General features: G+C 61.2%; 16 protein-coding genes. 9 read left to right on the plus strand and 7 right to left on the minus strand.

Features of this window, described 5'->3' with window-relative positions; all coding sequences use genetic code 11:
* Positions 1-17: 17 nt before the first annotated feature.
* Genes AC1DD7_RS21715 through AC1DD7_RS21725 form a run of 3 tightly spaced genes read right to left on the minus strand, consistent with a single transcriptional unit; the run spans position 18 to position 2171 of the window.
* Positions 18-596: a hypothetical protein gene (locus tag AC1DD7_RS21715; protein ID WP_477516509.1), complete on the minus strand. Its 579-nt coding sequence runs from the start codon at positions 594-596 to the stop codon at positions 18-20.
* On the minus strand, positions 583-1386 hold the full coding sequence (locus AC1DD7_RS21720) for an alpha/beta hydrolase (RefSeq protein ID WP_416418663.1): 804 nt from the start codon (positions 1384-1386) through the stop codon (positions 583-585). The genes AC1DD7_RS21715 and AC1DD7_RS21720 overlap by 14 nt, the downstream gene beginning before the upstream one ends.
* Positions 1383-2171 carry an alpha/beta hydrolase gene (locus tag AC1DD7_RS21725; protein ID WP_477516510.1) on the minus strand — a complete coding sequence of 263 codons (789 nt, stop codon included), beginning with the start codon at positions 2169-2171 and terminating at the stop codon, positions 1383-1385. Before AC1DD7_RS21725 ends, AC1DD7_RS21720 begins: the two co-directional genes overlap by 4 nt.
* 109 nt (positions 2172-2280) lie before the next feature.
* Between AC1DD7_RS21725 and AC1DD7_RS21730 the strand changes: the two genes are divergently transcribed.
* Positions 2281-3072, plus strand: a complete 792-nt coding sequence (locus AC1DD7_RS21730) for a lysophospholipid acyltransferase family protein (protein ID WP_477516511.1) — start codon at positions 2281-2283, stop codon at positions 3070-3072.
* A gap of 66 nt (positions 3073-3138) precedes the next feature.
* Complete coding sequence (locus AC1DD7_RS21735) at positions 3139-4542, plus strand: class II 3-deoxy-7-phosphoheptulonate synthase (RefSeq protein ID WP_431119635.1); 1404 nt, start codon at positions 3139-3141, stop codon at positions 4540-4542.
* Between the two features lie 76 nt (positions 4543-4618).
* On the opposite strand, the gene pknB is transcribed toward AC1DD7_RS21735, so the two are convergent.
* Together pknB and AC1DD7_RS21745 are read right to left on the minus strand one after the other, a co-directional pair.
* Positions 4619-6733, minus strand: a complete 2115-nt coding sequence (gene pknB / locus AC1DD7_RS21740; protein ID WP_477516512.1) for a Stk1 family PASTA domain-containing Ser/Thr kinase — start codon at positions 6731-6733, stop codon at positions 4619-4621.
* Positions 6734-6810: 77 nt separating this feature from the next.
* Entirely contained in the window at positions 6811-8151 is a 1341-nt protein-coding gene (locus tag AC1DD7_RS21745; RefSeq protein ID WP_477516513.1) for a lytic transglycosylase, read from the minus strand.
* A 261-nt stretch (positions 8152-8412) separates the two neighbouring features.
* On the opposite strand from AC1DD7_RS21745, the gene AC1DD7_RS21750 reads away from it, so the two are divergent.
* The gene (locus AC1DD7_RS21750) at positions 8413-8766 is read left to right on the plus strand and encodes an Rv2175c family DNA-binding protein (protein ID WP_216922937.1); all 354 of its coding nucleotides are present in this window, start codon (positions 8413-8415) and stop codon (positions 8764-8766) included.
* 106 nt (positions 8767-8872) lie between these two features.
* Here the strand turns inward: AC1DD7_RS21750 and AC1DD7_RS21755 are convergent, their stop codons facing one another.
* Together AC1DD7_RS21755 and AC1DD7_RS21760 are read right to left on the minus strand one after the other, a co-directional pair.
* The gene (locus AC1DD7_RS21755) at positions 8873-9967 is read right to left on the minus strand and encodes a polyprenyl synthetase family protein (RefSeq protein ID WP_477516514.1); all 1095 of its coding nucleotides are present in this window, start codon (positions 9965-9967) and stop codon (positions 8873-8875) included.
* Positions 9964-10533: a hypothetical protein gene (locus AC1DD7_RS21760; RefSeq protein WP_477516515.1), complete on the minus strand. Its 570-nt coding sequence runs from the start codon at positions 10531-10533 to the stop codon at positions 9964-9966. The genes AC1DD7_RS21755 and AC1DD7_RS21760 overlap by 4 nt, the downstream gene beginning before the upstream one ends.
* A 74-nt stretch (positions 10534-10607) precedes the next feature.
* Between AC1DD7_RS21760 and dinB the strand changes: the two genes are divergently transcribed.
* The 6 genes from dinB to AC1DD7_RS21790 all read left to right on the plus strand — a co-directional run bounded on the left by dinB (position 10608) and on the right by AC1DD7_RS21790 (position 17026).
* Complete coding sequence (gene dinB, locus AC1DD7_RS21765; protein WP_477516516.1) at positions 10608-11870, plus strand: DNA polymerase IV; 1263 nt, start codon at positions 10608-10610, stop codon at positions 11868-11870.
* Positions 11871-12106: 236 nt separating this feature from the next.
* Positions 12107-12475 (plus strand): DUF3040 domain-containing protein, encoded by a 369-nt coding sequence (locus AC1DD7_RS21770; protein ID WP_224167050.1) that lies wholly within the window; start codon positions 12107-12109, stop codon positions 12473-12475.
* A gap of 456 nt (positions 12476-12931) precedes the next feature.
* Positions 12932-13363 carry a division/cell wall cluster transcriptional repressor MraZ gene (gene mraZ, locus AC1DD7_RS21775; protein ID WP_223936683.1) on the plus strand — a complete coding sequence of 144 codons (432 nt, stop codon included), beginning with the start codon at positions 12932-12934 and terminating at the stop codon, positions 13361-13363.
* Positions 13364-13499: 136 nt separating this feature from the next.
* Positions 13500-14528 (plus strand): 16S rRNA (cytosine(1402)-N(4))-methyltransferase RsmH, encoded by a 1029-nt coding sequence (rsmH, locus tag AC1DD7_RS21780; RefSeq protein WP_477516517.1) that lies wholly within the window; start codon positions 13500-13502, stop codon positions 14526-14528.
* Entirely contained in the window at positions 14525-15187 is a 663-nt protein-coding gene (ftsL, locus tag AC1DD7_RS21785) for a cell division protein FtsL (protein WP_477516518.1), read from the plus strand. The genes rsmH and ftsL overlap by 4 nt, the downstream gene beginning before the upstream one ends.
* 42 nt (positions 15188-15229) lie before the next feature.
* Positions 15230-17026 carry a peptidoglycan D,D-transpeptidase FtsI family protein gene (locus AC1DD7_RS21790; protein WP_477516519.1) on the plus strand — a complete coding sequence of 599 codons (1797 nt, stop codon included), beginning with the start codon at positions 15230-15232 and terminating at the stop codon, positions 17024-17026.
* The last annotated feature ends 75 nt before the right edge of the window (positions 17027-17101 follow it).

Below are 17101 nucleotides of genomic sequence, written 5' to 3' on the forward strand. Positions count from 1 at the left end.
AGCAGGCGCGAGAGCAGCTAGATGCGTGCGCCGTCGTCGTCCTCGTTTTTCTCGTGCGGCAGCCGCATGATCAGGTAGACGACGGAAGCTGCAAAGGCCACCACTATGCCAAGGATGGCCAGCAACGGTGCCGAACGCCAAAACATCGCCGTAAAAAGCAGGGCGAGGGGGCCACCCACAGCGCCGATCCATGCCAGCATGGTCAGCGGGTCGGTTCCTACCAGGCTGGGAGGCTCCTCGGGCACGAAGGCGCCGTCGTCGTCGTCCACCTCGAAATCGCGGGGACCCAGGGGCCCGCCGTCTGATTGTTCCTTTTCTCCTTGTGGCGTCCGGGCATCAGCCTCTGGCGCCGTGGCCGCAGACGACAGTCCCAGCGGATCAAAGTCCCTGAAGGCCTTTGGTGCGTCTTCCCTGGCTGGCGCGTCTTTCCTGACCGGCGCGGCTCCTGCCTGGTCCGTTTCCGGCCGACCCGGTTCGGAGGCCTCTGGGAGGGGTGAGGATTCCGTCGCTTCCAGCCTGGCCACCAAATCCAACCAGACAGCGTCGTCATCTTTGTTGGCGCTCTGATCGGCAGAGTTGGGATCAGGCCTGTTCATCGGCTTTGTCCTTTTCGAGGGAAGACCCGTTGCCGGCCAGTGCCGCCATGGTCTTTTGGATGAAGTCGACAGTTCCCGTGAAGATTTCAGGGGCGTCGTTGTCCAGGGTCGCAACATGATGGCTGTTGCTGAGGTACGTGACGTCAACGGGCGCCTGGACCCGTGCACGGAGGAACTCAAGGCTGGCGTTGGAGATGACATTATCCACCGTGGAACGAAAGACCCGGACGGGCGAACTGATGCGGGGCAGCAGCGCGGCAGTATCCTTGTACATCTTCTTCAACTCGTGGGCCGCTGCAACCGGGGTGCGGGAATATGCCCCTTCGTCCTGGTCCGGCTTCAAAATGTCATTGGCGATCGCCGGAGTGCTCTTCACGACGTACTTCAGGGCCGCAACGATGACAGCCCGAGGGTCATCAAGTACCAGGCCTGGGTTGACCACAATAGTGCCGGCCACGGGCCGTGTCGCGGCAATGCGCAGGGCCAGTGTTCCGCCCATGGACAGTCCGGCCGCGAAGACGAAATCGCATTCGCCTGCCAGTTCCCTGTAGGTATCGTCAACGGCCCGGTGCCATTCACGCCATGAACGTGTGGCCATATCCTGCCAGGTAGTTCCATGCCCAGGGAGCAATGGAACCCTGACGGCATATCCCGCCGCTGCCAGGTGCTCGGCCCAGGGCCGAACGCTGTGCGGGCTTCCCGTAAACCCGTGTGACATGACGACACCAACCCGGGGGCCTGAGCCAGTCCAGTTGCTGAGGAACGGGGAGAAATCGGGAAGCATTTTCATGATGACTCTGAGGCTACTCTGTCCGCGGCATGCTGACGGAAAAACTCCGCCGATTCTTCAAAGATGGTGGGTGCATCCACATCCAACGTGGCCACGTGGCCGCTCGCCGGGAGGGTCACCACCTTGAGCCGTGATGGGTCCATATGCCTGCTGATCATAGCTACGGAACTGGGCGGGATGACACCGTCCACTGAAGATTTGAAGACAAGCGCCGGTGCTTGAATTTGTGGGAGGGCACGGGTTGCTTGGCGAAAGAGCTTCTTCAGTTCGTGCACGGACTTCAAAGGCGTCTTTGAGTAGTCACCGTCCTCGGTAGCAGCCGCCGTCGGCTTTTCTTCCTCAATGGGTGAGGTGGTCCGCATGACGTACTTGAGTGCTCCGACGTACCTGACGCGGCGATCGTAGAAACTCAACCCCGGGTTCACCAGGACCAGGCCCGGAACATCGTGCAGTGAAGCGACGCGGAGGGCAACGGCACCGCCCATGGACAGGCCTGCCACAAAACACGTTTCGGTCCGGGCGGCAAGGTTCAGATAGCTTCGCTCAAATGTCCTGTACCAATCCTGCCAGCGTGTTGTGGCGAGATCGTGCCAGCTGGTTCCGTGACCGGGAAGCAGAGGCACTGAAACGGAAAAGCCCTGCCCGGCCAGATACTCGGCCCAAGGCAGGACGCTCAGCGGGCTACCCGTAAATCCGTGGCAGATGGCCACTCCGGTGGAAGCATTGGCTCCGTGGCCGGGATGGTGGAAGGCGAGCGGCGCGGCTGGTTGGTTGCGTTCCGTCATGGCTCCATCGTGTCACTCTTCCCGACATTTCTCACTGGAGTAGGGTTGCTGTTGAGTGCCGCCGGCTTGGCCGGAAGGACGCCCGTAAACCGGCCGTGAGAGGACAAACGTGTTCTATTGGGTCATGAAGAGGATCTTTCTTGGTCCTGTTCTCAAACTCCTGTTCAGGCCATGGGTCAAAGGGCTGGACAACGTCCCCGAAAACGGCGCAGCGATCCTGGCGTCCAACCATTTGTCTTTTTCGGACTCCATCTTCCTTCCCCTGATGGTGGATCGGCCCGTGATCTTCCTTGCCAAGTCCGAGTACTTCACCGGCAAGGGCATGAAGGGCCGCCTGACAGCGCTGTTCTTCAGGTTGACCAACCAACTGCCCATGGACCGTTCCGGGGGAGCCGCATCGGAGCTATCGCTGCAAGCCGGGAGGGACGTCCTGAATTCCGGCGGGCTCTTGGGAATCTACCCCGAAGGCACCCGCAGTCCGGATGCCAAGCTCTACCGGGGCAAGGTGGGTGTTGCCCGGCTCGCACTCCAGACCCGTGTCCCTGTAGTGCCGGTGGCCATGATTGGCACGGAAAAGGTTCAGCCCATTGGCAAGAGGCTGCCCAGCATCCGCCGTATCGGTGTGATCTTTGGGCAGCCGATGGACTTTAGCCGCTATTACGGCATGGAAGATGACCGGCTCATTCAACGAGCCGTAACTGACGAAATCATGTACGAGTTGATGCGGCTTTCCGGCCAGGAGTATGTGGACGAATATGCAGCTGTGGTCAAGGCCCGGATGGATGGCAAAGGGCCCGGGACAGTTGGGAAAGTCAAAGCGGCCGAGGAGGCTCCTTCAGACATCGCTGATGACAAGGACGGACCCACGGAAGACGGGGGAGCAGCCAGCGGGGGACTGTGACGCATCCGGCAGGGACAGTTACGCCTGCAGTGCCCCAACATTGGCGGAGGCTACTACTCTTGAAGGGTGACTGAGCTAACCGCGAACACCGCACCCCCCGTAGTAGACCCACTCGCCAGCACCGCCCAGAGTGGGGCTGCAAATTACCCCGGTCTCGACGCCTGGCGGGACCTGCCGATTTCCCAGCAGCCCACATGGTCTGACTCTGAGGTCTTCAAGGCCTCCGTTAAGGAACTTTCCGTCGTTCCGCCTTTGGTATTTGCCGGCGAAGTTGACGTTCTTCGGGAGCGCTTGGCTGCGGCCGCCCAGGGCAAGGCTTTCCTCCTGCAGGGGGGAGACTGCGCAGAAACCTTTGAAGCCGCCACGGCGGACAAGATCAGCGCACGCGTCAAGACGATCCTCCAGATGGCCGTCGTGCTCACGTACGGTGCTGCGATGCCGGTCATCAAGATGGGCCGCATGGCAGGCCAATTCGCCAAGCCACGCTCGTCCAACGATGAAACCCGCGACGGCGTGACACTTCCCGCGTACCGCGGAGATATCGTCAACGGCTACGACTTCACACCCGAGTCCCGCGCGCACGACGCCGGCAGGATGCTGCAGGCATACCATACCTCGGCATCCACACTGAACCTGATCCGGGCATTCACCCAGGGTGGCTTCGCGGACCTTCGGCTGGTCCATCAGTGGAACAAGGGCTTCACTGAGAACCCGGCACATGCCCGGTACGAATCCCTTGCCCGTGACATTGACCGCGCCATCATGTTCATGGACTCGTGTGGTGCTGACTTCGAGGCCCTCAAGCGGGTTGAGTTCTTCGCCAGCCACGAGGCACTGCTGCTCGACTACGAACGGGCATTGACCCGCATCGACTCCCGCACTGGCCTGCCGTACGACACTTCCGCCCACTTCCTCTGGATCGGCGAGCGGACCCGCGAACTCGATCATGCCCACGTGGACTTCCTTTCCCGTGTGCGGAACCCCATTGGAGTCAAGCTCGGCCCTACCACCAGCGGCGACGATGCCCTGCGCCTTATCGACAAGCTGGACCCGAACCGCGAACCCGGGCGCCTGACATTCATTACCCGCATGGGAGCCACCAACATCCGCGAAAAGCTGCCGGCCGTCGTCGAGCGCGTTACCGCTTCCGGTGCCCAGGTCCTGTGGGTGACAGACCCGATGCACGGCAACACGGTGACCTCGCCAAACGGGTACAAGACCCGCAACTTCGACGACGTCATCGATGAAGTACGTGGATTCTTCGAGGTACACCACTCCCTGGGAACGGTTCCGGGCGGCCTGCATGTCGAAATGACCGGCGACGACGTCGCCGAGTGCCTCGGTGGCGCAGATCCGATCGACCAGGACGCTTTCCTGGACCGCTATGAGTCTGTCTGCGATCCGCGCCTGAACCACATGCAGTCACTTGAGATGGCGTTCCTGGTTGCAGGAGCCCTGTCCAAGCGATAGTAGATACGAGAAAAGGGGCGGTCCGGATGAATCCAGGCCGCCCCAGTTTCTATAGTCTGCGACTAGGATGGAACGGCTAGACCACCGTTAGGTTAACGGTTGACCCTTCCGGCGCTTCTGGGCCTGCTGGGCTCTGGTCGCGGACGATTCCCAAGAAACCGCCGAGGACATCGGTGATCTTGACTTCGAAACCCAATTTGCCAAGCTCCTCCACGGCCTTCTTGGCCTGCTGGCCAACGTAATTGGGGAGTTTGACCATTTTGGGTCCCTTGGACAGCGTCAGGGTCACCGTTTCGCCGCGGACGAGCGTGCCGTTGCCAGGGGACTGTGCCACAACGGCGCCCTTGGGCACGGATTTGTCGTTGACTGTCTCCGGAGCGACAACGGCCTTCAACCCGGCATCCTGAAGTGCTTTCACGGCAGCGTCCTGAGGCAAACCCCGAACATCGGGAACGGGGATAGGCTGGGGTCCCTTGGAAACAACGAAGGATACCGGCGTGCCGTGGCGGACTTGTTTGCCAGGGGCAGGGTCCTGGGAGATGACAATGCCCGCGGGGATCTTTTCGTCGAAAGCCTCCGTAACATTGCCGAGGGTCATTTGGGCGGCGTTCAGGGCAGTCTTTGCTTGATCCAGGGTTCCGCCAGTCAGCGCAGGCAGTGCAAAGAGCTGTGCGCCTTTCGAAACGAAAAGTGCGATGGGTTGAAATTTCCGTACCACTTCCCCCGATTTGGGTTCAGTCCCGACGGCGAGACCGGCCTGGACGTCGTCGTCGAATACGTCCTTGGGCTCGGACTGGAATCCTGCTGTTCGCAGGAGTTGTTGGGCCTCGGCCACTGTCTTGTTCTTGACATCGGGAACGGTGCCTGGAGATCCAGGCCCCATGCCGAAGAACCATCCGGCAGAAGCTGCCAGCAGCGCCAGGATCACGATTACGACTGTCCAAATAACAGCGCGTCGCCGGGGATTTCCTTCACGCAAGGGGCGCACCGGGGTGGCAGCAGCCCGGGCTTGGTCTTTAGCCTGTTGCCGCTCCAGTTTTTTCTGCTCCCGTTTGCCGGGCTGGCGCAGGTCGTCGTCCACACCGGGAAGGGCCAGGCCGGCGTTGCGTGGTTGCCGCGCAGACGCTGCCATCACGGTTGTCGGGTTGCTCTGGTGTGGGATGAATTCGGTGGGTGACGCTGTAGTGGCAAGGGCCTCGGTGGGATTCTCCTGCGGGGTGGCCCCCTGCCGGGCAGCGCCGGAAGCGGGACCCCCGGAAGCGGCTGCCCCGACGGAACCCGCTGCCCCAGCAGCAGCGCCAGGGGAGAGGGGCCGGGAGGAAGGCTGCCTGTGGTCCAGTTGTTCGTCGCTCAGTGTGGTCCGGATGTGGCGCAGTTCGGATAGCAAAGCGGAGCCGTCCACGGGCCGGTTTTCGGCGTCCACAGCAGTACACCACTGCACCAGTTCGTCCAGGTCTTCGGCAAGACCGGGAGCAGCCTCGGAGGGGCGGCCAACTACGGCGTTGACGTGCTGGTAAGCAACTTGAATCGGGGACTCACCAGCATATGGCTGCTTGCCTGTGAGCATTTCGTAGAGCATGATGCCCGCTGAGTAGACGTCGCTGCGGGCATCGGCGGGTTTCCCGAGCACCAATTCGGGAGCGAGGTACGCCACCGTGCCGATCAAGGCGCCAGTACTTGTGGTGGCCGTGACAGCCCTGGCTAATCCGAAGTCGCCTACCTTGATCCGGCCGTCTTCGGCTATCAGCACGTTCTCGGGCTTGATGTCCCGATGGATGAGTCCTGATCCGTGGGCTGCCGCAAGACCTTCGATGACCGGATCGATCAGGGCGAGGGCAAGGCGCGGTGGAAGTGCACCCTGCTGGTTGATGACGTCGCGGAGCGTATGGCCTTTGACATACTCCATCACCAGATAAGCGATATGCCCGTCTTCGCCCTGGTCCAGCACGCTGACAACGTGGGGATGGGACAGGCTCGCGGCGGCCTTGGCCTCGCGGCTGAGTCGCTCCAGGAACGTCTCGTCATTGGCCAGGTGCGGGTGCAGGACTTTGAGGGCCACGTCGCGCTCCAGGCGCTGGTCCGTGGCCAGGTAAACGGTGGACATTCCACCCCTGGCAAGGCGTGAGCGGACGTGGTAGCGCCCGTCCACCGTGGTCCCGATGAGGTGGTCCTGCGTTGGTTCCTGCACCATATGATCCTAAACGAGGCAGGGAAGAGGCCCGAATCCGCAATGGATCCAGGCCTCGTCCGAAGGTGCTTGGGAACGGCCTAGCCGAAAGTACGTTGCCGGGCCTTGATCGATTCGACGTAGCGCTTGGTGTCGTCGTACATGCCGTACTTGCTGACCGAGTACTGCCCTTGGTAGTAACCGGCGATGGCGTTGTCGAGGTCTTTGCTGGTAGCGATGAGTGCCCTGATGATGGCGACGCCGGCCGTCGCATTGTCATATGGATCCAGGAGGTTGAGCTTGCGGCCCACCAAGTCAGATGCCCATTGGCCGGAGGACGGAATGACCTGCATGGTTCCAATGGCGTTGGCGGGGGAGACCGCGCGCTGGTCGAAGCCGGATTCCTGTTCGGCGAAGGCCAGTGCCAGTGAGGGGCTGACTCCCATGCGCCGGGCGGTATCAGCCACGATCGCTTTCATTTCATCCCGGCTCGGGACAGGCGAAGCGTTCAGCAGCGCCTTGTTCTCGTTGGCGGAGCTGACAACAGCGGGCGGGTACGTAAAGCCCAGGAACGAGCTCGGCACCAGGGGCTTGGTTTCCCCGGCGGGCTGCAGTGACGTAGTGCCGGGGATGGTGAGCTTCTGCCCGGGGTAAATGACGGTCGTTGCCGACACTGTATTGACGCTCATCAGGGCTGACAACGACACGTTGTGACGCGATGCAATGGAGCTCAGGGTGTCGCCCGCTTTGATGGTGTAAGAGCCTGTGCTCGCCACGGGAGTGGCCACAGGTGCCGGAGCGGGTGCCGGCGCAGAGGGAGTCGAGGGCGAGGAGCCGCCACTGACCTTGATCTTCTGGCCAGGGTAGATGATGGAGCTGCCACTGAGATTGTTCCAGCTGAAGATGCTGGACAGCGGGACACCGTGCCGGGCGGCGATCGCGCCCAGCGTATCGCCCGAGACCACCGTGTAGGTGGTGGCATTTGAAGGTGCGCTCGGCGCCGGCGTGGGCGCCTGGTCAGGGGCGGCCGGAGCAGTGCCAGTGAGTTTGATGGTTTGGCCAGGGTAAATCAGCGTTGTTGCCGTGAGCTTGTTCAACTGCAGGACGGCGGACGTGTCCAGGTTGAAGCGGCGTGCAATGGCACTGATGGTGTCTCCGCGGACGATCTTGTATGTGTCCGGTACGGAGGGAGCCATGGGCCGCAGGGCGGCAGGAAGCGTTGCCGCAACTGCTTGGGCGGGAATCACATTGCCCACTTTGGTGGCCTGGGCCTTCATGGCTGCAGCGAGCGTAGCGGGAATCTTTCGCGGCTGGGGTGCCGGTGCAGCCGTGGCTGGCTGGGCCAAGGCAAGCGAGGACAAAACCACGGCGGGAAGCGCAGCCGTGGTTGCCGCAATTACCGGCATGCTCATGGTTCGTTTCGGCGAGCGGGGCGTCGTCATGGAGTGTGTCCTCATCTCAGCAGCGGGAATAGTTTTGTGTTGCCGCTGTTACCAGTGTTGCCAATGTTACTGATGTTATCAATGTTGCAAGTGTGATCAGTGTGAATCTCTCACACTTATTCATTCGGCACAACAATTCCTGCACCTTGGAAATCTCTTCGCCGAATTCATCCCCCTGAAAAGGCGACTTTCTCCCGCACGGAGGGACCGCCGTCGTGCTCCGGCTAGGCGACTGGCAGCCCGGCGTGGCAACCTTGTTCCGTGAGTAATGTAGAAAGCCTTGTTTCCGACTGGTTGCCGCTGCCGGATGTCGCCGAGCTGTTGGGAGTTTCCATCACCAAAGTCCACGGACTGTTGGATGAGCGTGCACTGGTGGCCATCAGGCGGGGAGAGCGTAATATCCGCTCGATTCCGGCGCTGTTTATTCAGGATGGACACGTCGTTGACAGCTTGAAGGGAACCATTGCGGTTCTTAGCGATGCTGGTTATAACGACGAAGAACTCATCGTGTGGTTGTTTACCCCCGACGATTCATTGCGGGGACGGCCGGTGGATGCGTTGCGCGAAGGACGCAAGACGGAGATTCGGCGTCGCGCCCAATCTCTCGCCTGGTAGTCGGCAGTTTAGATTCCGTCATAAGCAGTTAAACAGCGGACGACGGCGGTTCTTGACCGCCGTCGTCGTCTCAACGCCTGGAAAACTCAACGCCTGGAAAAACCCGTCAAGCGGCCCGGCTGACAGCTGCCTCAGCCAGTTGGCGCAATGCTGTGAGCGGTAATTCTTCCAGCGGCAGCTGTTCCAGGGCAGCGAAGGCTTTGTCACTTAGCTCAGCAATCAGCGACTCCGTGGCGTCAAGCGCTCCGCAGTGGACCATTATGTTGCGGATTGTGGAAACTTCGTCCTCACCCAGATTCGGTTTCCCCAGCATTTCGTCCAAGTACGTGGCTTGATCCGTGGGAGCCAGGTTAATGGCAAATCCAACGAGCACTGTCCGTTTGCCCTCGCGGAGGTCATCGCCTGCAGGTTTTCCTGTCGTCTCCGGATCGCCGAAAACGCCCAGGACATCATCGCGCAATTGGAACGCCTCGCCCAAGGGCAAGGAAAATGCGGAATATGCCTTCAGCAGCTCCTTCGAAGCGCCCGCCAACGCTCCACCCAGGGCCAAAGGGTGCTCGGTGGAGTATTTTGCGGATTTATAGCGAATAATCGAGGTGGCGCGCTCCACGGAACCCGCGCGATCGCGTACAGGACCGGCTACTTCCTCGAGAATGTCCAGGTATTGCCCGGCCATTACCTCGGCCCGCATGAGGTTGAAAATGCGGCGTGCTTCGCTTCCTGCTGCTGCCCTGGGGCCGATTTCCGTGAAGGATTCCTCGCTGAAGGAAAGGCACAAATCGCCGGTCAGGATCGCTGCTGCATGGCCGAACCGTTCATTGTCCAGCGCCCATCCATTGGCCTCATGGAGTTGGCTGAAGCGACGGTGCACACTGGGGCCTCCGCGACGCGTATCGGAACGGTCAATGATGTCGTCATGGATGAGGGCCGCGGCTTGGAAAAGTTCCAAAGCGCAGCCGGCCGTCAGGATGTCCGCGTCACCGGCGGGACCGCCCGCACCCCGCCAGCCCCAGTAGCACATCAGCGCACGAAGCCGTTTTCCGCCTGTGACGAGGTTCGATATTGACCCCATGAGGGGCGCGACGTCCGGGGAAATCGTAGCCATCATGTCCTGCTGGACCGCCAGGAACTCATTCAGCTTCCCGGCTACGCCGGCAATAAACTCGAGTTGCTCCGTGTGGAGTTGGGAAACCGGCGTCACTTGACGGACCCGGCCGCCACGTTGGCGCCGATGGTGAACGTGGAAACGCCTTCTTTTTGCCTCACTGACACGTTGACTGTTTCACCGTCACCGCGGATGAAGTCGATCGACGTGACGTTGCCTACGGCTTCGGGGCCCGGAACAACCTTGAATCCTTGTGCTTCAAGCGAGGTCTTGTAGTAATCCACCACGCTTTCCGGCGGAGCTTTGACCGTTCCTACAAGGGCAACGGTGGCAGGAGATACGTTTTTGTCAAAGCTGCTGGAGCGCACTGACGTCTTGGGCATCACCGGGATGAGCTGTTCCGGAAAGCCCGGGACCAAGGCGCCCACTGTGGCCGTCGCTCCGGGCACAGGTCCGGCTGATCCGGACGTGTCAGGAGCCTGTGACGAGGATGAGGCGGAGGCTGGGGAAGAGGGCGCAGCCGTGGATGAATCAGAGGAGTTCCCCGATGTGGATGGGGCAGCCGTGTTGCTGGTGGACGGAGTACAGGCGGAAACCGCCAGGGCGACACTCGCTGCGAGCAGGGCAAACCCTCGCGATTGAGGAGTTCCAAAGAGCTTCACAGGGGTATCCTTCCTTGGGCTGACGGGGGACAGTGCCTCCAGTTTAGTCAGTGGCCGGGCATAGTATTGCCGTTGTGAGGCAGGAAGCATTCGGTAGCGCCCAAAGCGCGGGCAGCGAACCAGCCCGCAGCGCTCAAGATGCACTGCGGGAACAGCGGCGAACCAGCATCCTCCACGTGGACATGGATGCCTTTTTCGTCTCCGTGGAATTGCGCAGCCGGCCGGACCTGCGGGGCAAGCCAGTGATCGTCGGCTTCCCTGCTGAACGTTCCGTCGTGTTGTCGGCGTCCTACGAAGCCCGGGCCACAGGTGTGAAGTCAGCGATGCCCATGGCTATTGCCATGCGGATGTGCCCGGGAGCTGTCATCATCCAGCCGCGCCACAAGCTCTACTACGAGGTCTCAGCGCAGCTCATGGAGATCTTCGCCTCCATCACGGACCTCGTGGAGCCGCTGAGCGTTGACGAGGCTTTCCTGGACGTCGGCGGTGCAATCCGCCGTCTCGGGTCTCCCTTGGACATCGGCCACCTCATCCGCAAACGGGTTCGGTCTGAGCTTGGTATCACCGCTTCAGTGGGGATTGCCGGAACCAAGTTTGTGGCCAAGATCGCATCCACCCGTTGCAAGCCGGACGGCATCCTCCAGATCGACGCCGAGGACACCATCCAGTACCTTCACACCTTGCCGGTCAGTGCTCTCTGGGGAGTCGGCGGCAAGACCGGCGAGGTGCTGGCGCGGCTCGGCATCCGGACAGTGGCCGACGTAGCGGCTACGCCGGTGGCATCGCTGAAAAAGGTCCTTGGCGCCAGCGGAGAGCATGTACACAGGCTGTCCATGGGAATAGATCCCAGGCCGGTCACTCCTACGAGATTGGAAAAGAGCATCGGGGCGGAGGAGACTTTCGCCACAGATTCGGCAGACGACGCCCTGCTGCACAGGGAGCTCCTCAGGTTGTCCCATCGCACGGCAGCGCGGCTGCGCAGTTCCGGGATGCTGGCCCGAACCGTCGCTTTGAAACTCCGATACGCCGATTTTTCCACTGTGACCCGCAGCCGGACGGTACATACTCCCGTTGACAGTGCCCAGCTTATTTACCAGGTTGCCGTGCAATTGCTGGAATCCCTGGGGGCGCGATCCATGAGCGTTCGTCTTGTGGGTGTCCGTGCGGAGCAGCTGGAACCGGCCGGCCAAGCGTCCATGCAGCTCAGCCTTGATCGACGGGATGACAACTGGCGGGCCGCGGAGCAGGCCCTTGACCGAGTTGCGGAACGCTTCGGCTCCAAAACGTTGCTCCCGGCCAAGCTCCTGGATCCGCGCAAGACTCCTGACGCCGAATGACCGCTGCGATGCCGCGCAGGTGCCTTCCGCGCGTCTTTCAGAACAGCGCCTGACAAACTATCCTAATTAGTACAGATATATAGATCGTCTGGACAGCTGTTTCCTGAGCAGTCGGTCCCGGGATGTCCGCTAACAAAGCGGAAATTTTTGGGAACGCTTTTCGTGGCCCGATCGTTTTGGAAACAGACGCACAGGCCGCGATTCGTCCAGACGCTGGCTGACTAAAGGAGGTCGCGATGCCCCTCTCGGAGCATGAACAGAAGCTGCTTGAGCAACTTGAGAAGCAGCTTCATGAGGACGATCCGAAGTTTGCCAACACCATGGGTTCGGATCCCATCCGCAGCTGGTCAACCCGGCACGTGATAATTGGTGTCCTTGGTGCCATCGCAGGCATCCTTTTGCTGCTGGTCGGCGTGTCACTCCAACAGATTTTCGTTGGTGTCCTCGGCTTCGTGGTGATGGGCGCAGGTGTCTATTTTGCGACTCTTAGGGGCGCGGCGTTCGGCAAGGCCCGGAAAGGGAAAGCCGGAAAGTCAAAGTCCAAGAGTTCGTTCATGAGCAACCTCGAGGAGCGCTGGGACGAGCGCCGCCGCGACGACAACTGAGCCTGACCGCCAGCATTAGCCCGGAGCTGGATCCTTTCCAAGCGACGATTCCTTAATACCTGCGCCGACAAATGGTGCATGCCCCTGAGTTGCAGGGGACACAAAGGACCCTTGATGGGTCTTTTTGCGTTTAACCCGCCGTACTCGTCCTTGCTGCACCGTCCTCCACTTTCCACCCCTTCGGCGTTGATAGCCCACTGTGGATCCGCAGCGCGACCACGCCTGTGCCTGATTCCGACCGTGGCGCATGGAGGCATGCCCCAGGCCTTCCTGTGTCCTCCACTTCCCACCATGCCCTTGGATCCGCGCATTTACGGGCCTCCGGAAACTCAAAGTGGTGGAGAAACGCGCCGGGGTGCGTTGACTGTGGGGCTTTGTGGAGTAAAGTGGAGCGCATAAGAGGGTATTGGCAGGGTTGGGTATGAACGGGCACCTTGACTGAGGGGCGGTGGGCCGGTGTTTCTTGGCACCCATTCCCCACGCCTTGATGAAAAGGGCCGGATCATACTTCCCGCGAAGTTCCGTGAGGAACTTGCCGAGGGCCTGGTTCTCACAAGGGGTCAGGAACGTTGCATTTACGTCTTCAGCCAGAAGGAATTCGAGCGCATTCACGAATCGATGCGGGAGGCACCACTGTCCTCCAAGCAGGCTCGTGATTACATTCGGGTTTTCCTGTCTGGGGCCTCTGACGAGGTACCTGACAAGCAGGGGCGCGTGACGATTCCGCCAGCGCTCCGGGCCTATGCAGGGCTTGGCCGGGAATTGGCAGTTATCGGTGCCGGTACCCGCGCGGAGATCTGGGATGCCGAGGCTTGGAATGAATACCTCGCCGAGAAGGAAGCAGCCTTCTCGGAAACCGACGATGACAATCTGCCCGGGTTCATCTAACCGGCGGATGGGGCCTTGGCCCCTGTCCTTGGATGGGATCTCCAGCCGCCCATCGAACTGTCTTCCTGGCTCAACTTCCCCTGAGCCAGGCCGGCGGAACGATAGGCGCGGATGGGGATCCGATCCAAGGAACTGAATGCAAGCGATTGAGGAAAGAGGAGGCAACGTGGAAGAGCAGGACGCGGCAAAGCCCACATCTGAGCGCCACGTGCCCGTCCTGAAGGACCGCTGCATCAACTTGCTCGCCCCCGGCTTCGAAGCAGCCCGGGACCGTGGTGAGACTCCGATCGTTATCGATGCGACGCTGGGGATGGGCGGCCACTCCGAGGCCATGCTGCAACGTTTCCCTGATCTGCACCTCGTTGGGATCGACCGCGATGAGGAAGCGCTGGCCCTGGCCGGTGCGCGGCTGGAACCCTTCTCGGAGCGCACGGATCTGGTTCACGCGGTCTATGACGAAATCGAGGACGTCCTGGCCGATCTCGGCATCGCTGAAGTCCACGGCATCCTCATGGACCTGGGCGTATCGTCCTTGCAGTTGGACGAAAGGGAGCGTGGCTTCGCCTACTCCTACGATGCTCCGCTGGACATGCGCATGGATACCAGCCGGGGGCAAACCGCGGCAGACGTCGTCAACAACTACAGCGAAGAAGAGCTCGTTCGTATCATCCGCAAGTGGGGCGAAGAGAAGTTTGCCGGACGGATTGCGAACAGGATCGTCACTGCCCGGGCTGAGAAGCCCTTTGCCACCACCGGAGAACTCGTTGAGCAAATCCGCAGTGTAGTACCTGCTGCTGCAGCCAAGAGCGGTGGCCACCCAGCCAAACGGACCTTCCAGGCGCTGCGTATCGAGGTCAACGAAGAACTCGACGTCCTGGAACGGGCTATTCCAGCCGCCGTCGCAGCGACGGCCATGGGCGGGCGGATTGTCGTGATGTCCTACCACTCCCTGGAGGACAAGATCGTAAAGTCTGTTTTCCAGGCCGGATCCAAGTCCTCAGCACCGCTTGGATTCCCCGTTGAACTCGAAGAACACAAACCCGAACTGAAAACGCTGACCAAAGGCACGGAAGTGCCTACGGCCGCAGAAATTGCCGAGAACCCCCGCGCGGCGTCTGCCCGACTCAGGGCCGTGGAGCGCATCAAGCCAAGGAGAGTCGCATGAGCACCGCCGCAGCGAAGACACTGCCCTCCGTGGTAGGCAACACGGCCAGGGCACTCCCGGCTCCAGCCGGCAAGCCCGACGTCGGCCGAAAGGCGCGTACGCCGCTTTCGATTGTGCGCAGCGCCCCCGGGAAGCGGCGCACTCCCTTTGTTGTCCTCTGCTTCGTGGTGATGGCGGCCGCCCTGCTGACGGTGCTCGTCCTTAACATTTCTGTATCCACAGCCCAGTACCGGTTGGTGCAGCTCAAATCAGAAGCAGCCACGCTGAACAAGGAAAACCAGGACCTGACACAGAAGAAACAGAACTTCGAGGCTCCCCAGAATCTGGCTGCAAAGGCTGCAGAATTGGGAATGGTACAGTCCACCGTCAAGGGTCAGATCGATCTGAACACCATGACGGTCACCGGAAAGGCAACCCCGGCCGTCAAGGGAGACAACCCCTCGGCCGTGATCGCCCCTCCGGCCGTTGCCGGCCAGCTTGATGTGGTGCCTTCGGTGACTACCAAGGATCCGTTGGAGAACCTCAAGCCGGCAACGCCTGCAGCGCCTGCGTCCACACCGGCTGCGCCTGCTGCCAAGCCGGCAACCCCGGCGGCCGCGCCTGCGGAGCTTCACGGGGGATCCGTTCCCGCTCCCCAGCAGAAGGCTCCAGGGCACTAGCCCACAAGATCACCGACGCAAGGCCAGCAGCAAGGAATCCACGTGGCGCAAAACCCCGGCAAATCAAAAAAGACGAAGGTGCCGGCGGCGAGGAAGCGGCTCCGGGTTGGTCTTGGCATCATGCTGACACTGCTGTTGGTGGTGGGCGGGAAACTCTTCATGGTGCAAGGCCTTGATGTCGGCGGCATGGCCGAGGCCGCCCTTGCCAACCGTCTCACGCCGCAGGTTCTGCCTGCCGAACGGGGCAGGATCCTGGATGCCAACGGTACCGTCCTGGCCAGCAGTGTCATCCGCTACAACATTGTTGTGGACCAGGTCTTGAACACCGCCACCGCTGAGTTCAAGCGTTACAACGAAAAAACTGAAGAAGTGGAGACTATCCCGCGGGACCAGGGTATCTCCGAACTGGCTTCGCTCCTGGGGGCCGATCCCGCCAAGGTCAGGGAGTCGCTCACTGGTGACAAGAAGTACTTCACGGTGGCCAAGGATGTGAAACCCGAGCTTGAAGACCGCATCTCCAAGCTGCATATACCCGGTGTGGCCGCCGAGGGCGTCAGTAAGCGTGTGTATCCGAACGGCAGCGTGGCCGGCGGAGTGGTGGGCTTCCTCCAGGACGGCACAACAGGCCAGGCAGGTATCGAACAAACCCAGGACCAGGTCCTCCGCGGTACCGAGGGCAAGCGTGTTTTCGAGATTGGCGCTGATGGCCTCAGGATTCCCGTGGCCACTGATGAGCTCACGCCGGCTGTGGATGGAAGCGACGTCAAGCTGACCCTCAACACGGACATCCAGTACTTCGCACAGCAGGCCATCCAAAGCCAGGTCAACAAGATGAACGCCGAGTGGGGTTCCATCATTGTGATCGACACCAAGACGGGCAATCTCATTGCCCTGGCCGACACGAATGCCCCGGACCCCAACGACCCCGGGAAAGTTGATGCCAAGGACCGGGGTGTGCGTTCCGTGACGGCCGCCTACGAGCCCGGATCCGTCGAGAAAATGATCACCGCCTCTGCCGTGATCGAGGAGGGCAAGTCCTTTCCGCTGGACCATTTCACCATCCCGCCGTCCTACACCATTGACGGCCAGACGTTCACCGATGCGTTCGAGCACGGCACCGAAGAACGCACGCTGGCCGGAATCCTGGGCTGGTCCATGAACACCGGCACCGTGATGGCGGGAAGCAGGCTGAGCAAAGAGCAGCGCTATGAATGGCTGAAGAAGTTTGGCGTTGGCGAACAAACGGATATCGGCCTTCCCGCGGAAGCGACGGGTATCCTCGCCAAGCCTGATCAATGGGACGAACGCCAGCAATACACGGTCCTGTTCGGTCAGGGAGTTTCGCAGTCCACGCTGCAAACCGTGCGGGCCTTCCAGTCGATTGCCAACGGCGGCGTGATGTTGCAGCCCAGGCTCATCGACAGCTACATCACCCCCGAGGGTGAAGAGCAGAAGGTTCCGGCCAAGGAGTCCCGGCAGGTGGTGTCCAAGGAAACTGCACAACAAATGCGGGACATCCTGGAAAGCGCAGTGACCGAGGGCCAGATCAAGGACGCAGCCATTGACGGCTACCGCGTGGGCGCCAAGACGGGCACCTCACAGGCACCCCGCGAAGATGGACTCGCCGGCTTTGACGGGTACACGGCCTCGATGGTGGGCATGGCGCCCATGGATGACCCCCGGTTTATCGTCGAGGTCGTCCTGCAGCGTCCCAGGGGAAATATCTACGGCATCACCAATGGTCCGGTGTTCCGTTCCGTCATGTCCCAGGTCCTCAGGACCTACAACGTGGCACCATCCACCGGCACCCCCGCGCGCCTGCCGCAGTTCGTCAAGTAAGCTTCTTGGGCGTCTGTTTCGGCCAAAGAATTTGATCCATCACTACCGGCTGGGCGCCGCTGGCCCCAAGCCGGT

This window comes from Paenarthrobacter sp. 10L412 (assembly GCF_056395565.1).

Excerpts from the sequence above, each read along its gene's own strand:
- AC1DD7_RS21715 (WP_477516509.1), bottom strand. The coding sequence starts at position 596 with ATGAACAGGCCTGATCCCAACTCTGCCGATCAGAGCGCCAACAAAGAT.
- AC1DD7_RS21720 (WP_416418663.1), bottom strand. The coding sequence starts at position 1,386 with ATGAAAATGCTTCCCGATTTCTCCCCGTTCCTCAGCAACTGGACTGGC.
- AC1DD7_RS21725 (WP_477516510.1), bottom strand. The coding sequence starts at position 2,171 with ATGACGGAACGCAACCAACCAGCCGCGCCGCTCGCCTTCCACCATCCC.
- pknB (WP_477516512.1), bottom strand. The coding sequence starts at position 6,733 with ATGGTGCAGGAACCAACGCAGGACCACCTCATCGGGACCACGGTGGAC.
- AC1DD7_RS21745 (WP_477516513.1), bottom strand. The coding sequence starts at position 8,151 with ATGACGACGCCCCGCTCGCCGAAACGAACCATGAGCATGCCGGTAATT.
- AC1DD7_RS21770 (WP_224167050.1), top strand. The coding sequence starts at position 12,107 with ATGCCCCTCTCGGAGCATGAACAGAAGCTGCTTGAGCAACTTGAGAAG.
- rsmH (WP_477516517.1), top strand. The coding sequence starts at position 13,500 with ATGCAAGCGATTGAGGAAAGAGGAGGCAACGTGGAAGAGCAGGACGCG.
- ftsL (WP_477516518.1), top strand. The coding sequence starts at position 14,525 with ATGAGCACCGCCGCAGCGAAGACACTGCCCTCCGTGGTAGGCAACACG.